Source organism: uncultured Corynebacterium sp. (genome assembly GCF_945649885.1).
In the GTDB taxonomy this organism is placed as follows: domain Bacteria; phylum Actinomycetota; class Actinomycetes; order Mycobacteriales; family Mycobacteriaceae; genus Corynebacterium.
The window spans coordinates 1-4026 of record NZ_CALZFS010000176.1; the positions used below are offsets into that span (position 1 = coordinate 1).

The following is a 4026-nucleotide window of genomic DNA, read 5'->3' on the forward strand; positions in this document are numbered from 1 at the left end:
ATTATCGGGGGCAGCGGCTGCTGTGGGGTGGCGGCCGAAAAGTAGTTCTTCCTTGCCTGAGGGCCAGTGGATATCCACCGGGAGCCCCTCATCCACGCAGATATAGTCCGGGATGTCACCCCCTGCTGGCAGCAGTGCCACGGGTGGTACATCAAGTGCTTGAGAAAGTCTGTACACCGTGGACAGGAGTGGATCCCCCGGCTTGCCGTTGTTGTTCTCATTGCGCTCCAGGTTGGAGATCGCATTACGGCTCAACTTCACCATCTCCGCCAGTTCTTCCTGGCTATATCCACGGATTAAGCGGATTTCGCGCAGGCGGGAACCCAGCGTATGGCCATAACTGGGCCAATGAAGCTGATCTTTTCCGCTGCACACCTGACCCAGAATGCACACTGCAGTGGGAATTCACTGCCAACTGCAGTGTGCATCGCCAGGGAAAGGCTTAGGGGGCTGTCCCTTACAGGTCGATGTTGCGGGGGCCGTACAGACGGTCACCTGCATCGCCCAGGCCGGGAACGATATAGGCGTTCTCATCCAGCTCAGGATCAATGGTGGCTGTGACCAGACGAACCGGCAGGCCGGAAGCCGCCAGGGCATCCACACCAGGCTGCGCAGACACCATACAGATGGCAGTGATGTCAGTGGCGCCACGGTCTGCCAGTAGACGGATGGCATGCAGCAGGGATCCGCCGGTGGCCAGCATCGGGTCAACCAGGAATACGGCCTGGTTGCTCAGGTCTTCTGGAAGGGCTTCCAGATAAGGAACCGGCTCATGGGTTTCCTCATCACGTGCCAGACCGATGAAGCCGACCTGTGCATCCGGAATCATGGACAGGGCGGGATCAATCATGCCCAGACCTGCACGGATGATGGGGACGATGATTGGGGGGTTCTCCAGGCGGGTGCCTTCAGCAATCGCAACAGGAGTCTTGGTGTCGAAATGTTCCACAGCAAGGTCACGAGATGCCTCATAGATGAGCATGGCGCCCAGATCTGCGGATGCGGCGCGGAAGGCGGCGTTGTCACTGCGCTCATCGCGCATGAGGGTGAGCCTGCTTGCGACGAGGGGATGATTGACGATGGTGATGTCCATTCCCTCATGTTAAATCATTCCCACCGGGGAGCCTGCTTTCCATGGCCACCAACCACCACAGGCACTCAACAGCCACTCTGTCTCCTGCGCCACTTTCCTGCTCTTTGTGTAGAAAAACCCGTTTTCTTCAGCTTTTTCGGGCTCCAAGGGAACCAAATGATGTGTTGCGCAGTCCTATCAGACATGAGACTAGATATTGACCACGCCCACGCCCTGGCACAGGAATTACTCCGTTTCAGCTTCACCCCGGTTGCTGAAAGCCCCACCGACTGCGCCAGCAACGGTGCCGGACTGGATTTCCACGCAGCACTCACCACAGCGCTAGCCACCTACGCAGACAATGCCGCGGCACTCCTGCAGACCGCCCACAGCATGGGCCACAGTGCCGTGAACACCTTGAGGCTAATCGACGATACCGACACCACCTTTGCTGCTGACTTAAACAGCCACATCATGAGTAGGTCATTGACATGAATGATCTCCTTGTCACCGCCATACGGTTCATCACCAGTCAGGTCCCAGCCACGGCACCTGTCGTGGCACTGCCCCACCTTCCAGACTTGACCGCCACAACCATCACCTTAGGCCGTGAACTCGGCGCCGACCCCCGTCCCCTGTTGTTGATGGCCGATGAACTCAACCTGCAACGCCATTCACTCACAGAGGTGCTCACCCAGGCCGCCCCGATCATCGACTCCACCAGACATGACCTCCAGGAACTGGCCTCAAGTCTGCTGCGCCGAGTTCCGGAACTGTTGTTGGGTGCACTGTCACCACATCCCGGCGCGGCCCTCTACGCCCGCACGCAGCTGGCAGCATTAATTGAAGCCTTCATGCAGGCGGCCCTCCAGCGTGTAGCTGAGACTGTCACGGAGCTGCTGCCCCTGCAGGATCGTCTCAGGTCAGTTGTTCAGCTGGCCCCCGCGACTCTTGGCCCGGCCGTAGATGATGCTGCCTCAGACAATGCACCACATGATCCCCGAAAGGAGAACCAGTTCGCGCAGATCGGTCATTCCCTTCCTGGCGGTTCCACTTCCAGTGATGGTGCTGCTGCCGGTGAACGTGCTGTTGCAGCAGCGCAGTCCGCGGTGGGTACTCCCTATGTCTGGGGTGGAACCACCCTGAATGGTTTTGACTGCAGTGGCCTCACCCAATGGGCCTGGGCCCAGGCCGGGGTGGATATTCCCCGGACTGCTGATCAACAGGCAGTGGGCAGAGCGGTGAGTTTTGAGGAACTCCAAGCTGGTGATCTGTTGATCTGGGATGGGCACGCCGCCATGTATGCCGGTGACGGCCAGATCATTGAAGCCGGAAACCCGGTTCAAACCAATCCGATCAGAACCTCCAACATGGGAATGAGCTTCCATGGCTTCTACCGGCCCACAGGATGAGAAGCCGTTTCGCTACCCTTGCCGGATTGTCGCATCACCCCTGGGTGGATACCTCTTATGGTGGAGATAAGTGACGGGGAAATAACGTACCGGCTAGGATTTGAGAACATGGCTGAAAAAGGAATCGTCCCCGTAAAACTCTCGCTCACTGAAGGTGACTTCTACACCCTCTGGGCCCCCAGCTGGAGGGAGCATGGAAGCGAGTGGCAGGCATTCCTCGGTGCGAACGAAGAACTGTATGTTTTCAACTCACCAGAAGAACTTCTGGTATTCATCGAATCAGATTCCCGTCACGATCTGACCTCCCACCCGGAGTGGAGCACCTACAACTCCACTGATGCAGCTCGCGTTGTACCCAATGAGAACAATGAATACGACATCGTTGGAGCACCCGCTCTGCTCGCCGGACGCCCCTCCTATGTCAACGTCAAGACCATCTCCCGTATCTTCACAGTGATCCGCAGCCTGGCCAATGTCACCTCCGCGATGCCGGTCAGTGGATTCTTCTCCTCCCATTCCGTGCTGGGCAATGTTGACCGCGGTGCTGATCACTTCTCCGGAGAAAATGGCCTGGGTGAATGGTCCGCCATCGGTCGTGCTGTCCTGAGCAACTGGAACACCGTTGTCGACTCCCTGGATGAGTCCGTCACCTCCAAGGAGGTGGACCATGTCTTTGTTGACGATGCCACCACCCGAATCCGTGAGGCACAGTCCGCCCGCGAGGCTGCACGTGAGGCAGAGGAGCAGATCGCCAAGGAAGAGGCTGAGAAGGTCGACCCTTATGACACCTCCGCATGGGGTGTTGCAGGCATTGATCCGATCAAGATCTCCATTGATGGCCGCAGTGTCTACACCCTGCGCACCTACCTGGGCGGCCAGCCAGTCTTCCTGGGCAAGTTCGGTGAGATTTTCACCTTCAACAGTCAGAAGGCACTGCTGCGCTGGCTTGTGGAACACGATGACCATGACCTGGCACGTGCCTCCACCTGGTCTGACCTGATGCTGGGCATCAATGCTGGCGAGACTGAACTGATGGTTCACAGCGATAACGTCTATTCCTTCAACGGTCTGGTCCAGGACATCAACACCTCCGTGGATGCTGTGGACACCAAGCAGATGGGTCGCGCCTATGAGCTCATGGCTGACACTGCTGACTGGGCTGGCGATGACTCCATGAACTCTTTCTTCCTGGCCAACCCCCGCATGCAGGACTACATCTCCTACATGCTTGGTTCAGGAGATACCTCCGGTTATGTCCCTCACGCACCATTCAATGATCATTCCCAGGCATGGCGTGAGCTGGAAGAGATGCTGACCAAGCGTTTCTCCAAGTTCTAGTCCTGTCGCAGCACCACCAACGCCCCTTGCCGGGAGAGTCAATGCCTGACTCTCCGCAGGGGCGTTAGTACTATGTATTCCTCATGAGGACATCCCTGGTGGCGGCGATCACCGCACTCGCACTTATTTTTCCCATGTCGGTCATTGGACAGGAAGCCCAGGGCGCACCAACCTCTCCCCCTCCCCTGACTGCGGAGAACGCTG

General features: G+C 57.9%; 5 protein-coding genes. 3 read left to right on the forward strand and 2 right to left on the reverse strand.

Annotated elements, in window-relative coordinates:
- Both Q0M74_RS13315 and upp read right to left on the reverse strand, forming a co-directional pair.
- Nucleotides 1–375: helix-turn-helix domain-containing protein (locus Q0M74_RS13315; protein WP_293955250.1), on the reverse strand; the 375-nt coding region annotated here is incomplete at its 3' end.
- A gap of 82 nt (nt 376–457) precedes the next feature.
- Complete coding sequence (gene upp / locus Q0M74_RS13320; RefSeq protein WP_293955252.1) at nt 458–1093, reverse strand: uracil phosphoribosyltransferase; 636 nt, start codon at nt 1091–1093, stop codon at nt 458–460.
- 183 nt (nt 1094–1276) lie between these two features.
- On the opposite strand from upp, the gene Q0M74_RS13325 reads away from it, so the two are divergent.
- The 3 genes from Q0M74_RS13325 (at nt 1277) to Q0M74_RS13335 (ending at nt 3822) form a co-directional block, all read left to right on the forward strand.
- Nucleotides 1277–1567: a hypothetical protein gene (locus Q0M74_RS13325; RefSeq protein WP_293955254.1), complete on the forward strand. Its 291-nt coding sequence runs from the start codon at nt 1277–1279 to the stop codon at nt 1565–1567.
- Nucleotides 1564–2484: a C40 family peptidase gene (locus Q0M74_RS13330; RefSeq protein WP_293955256.1), complete on the forward strand. Its 921-nt coding sequence runs from the start codon at nt 1564–1566 to the stop codon at nt 2482–2484. Before Q0M74_RS13325 ends, Q0M74_RS13330 begins: the two co-directional genes overlap by 4 nt.
- Nucleotides 2485–2592: 108 nt before the next feature.
- On the forward strand, nt 2593–3822 hold the full coding sequence (locus Q0M74_RS13335; RefSeq protein ID WP_293955258.1) for a hypothetical protein: 1230 nt from the start codon (nt 2593–2595) through the stop codon (nt 3820–3822).
- The last annotated feature ends 204 nt before the right edge of the window (nt 3823–4026 follow it).

What these genes read in the sequence shown, in the direction of transcription:
- upp (WP_293955252.1), bottom strand. Translation starts at nt 1,093, where the DNA reads ATGGACATCACCATCGTCAATCATCCCCTCGTCGCAAGCAGGCTCACC.
- Q0M74_RS13325 (WP_293955254.1), top strand. Translation starts at nt 1,277, where the DNA reads ATGAGACTAGATATTGACCACGCCCACGCCCTGGCACAGGAATTACTC.
- Q0M74_RS13330 (WP_293955256.1), top strand. Translation starts at nt 1,564, where the DNA reads ATGAATGATCTCCTTGTCACCGCCATACGGTTCATCACCAGTCAGGTC.
- Q0M74_RS13335 (WP_293955258.1), top strand. Translation starts at nt 2,593, where the DNA reads ATGGCTGAAAAAGGAATCGTCCCCGTAAAACTCTCGCTCACTGAAGGT.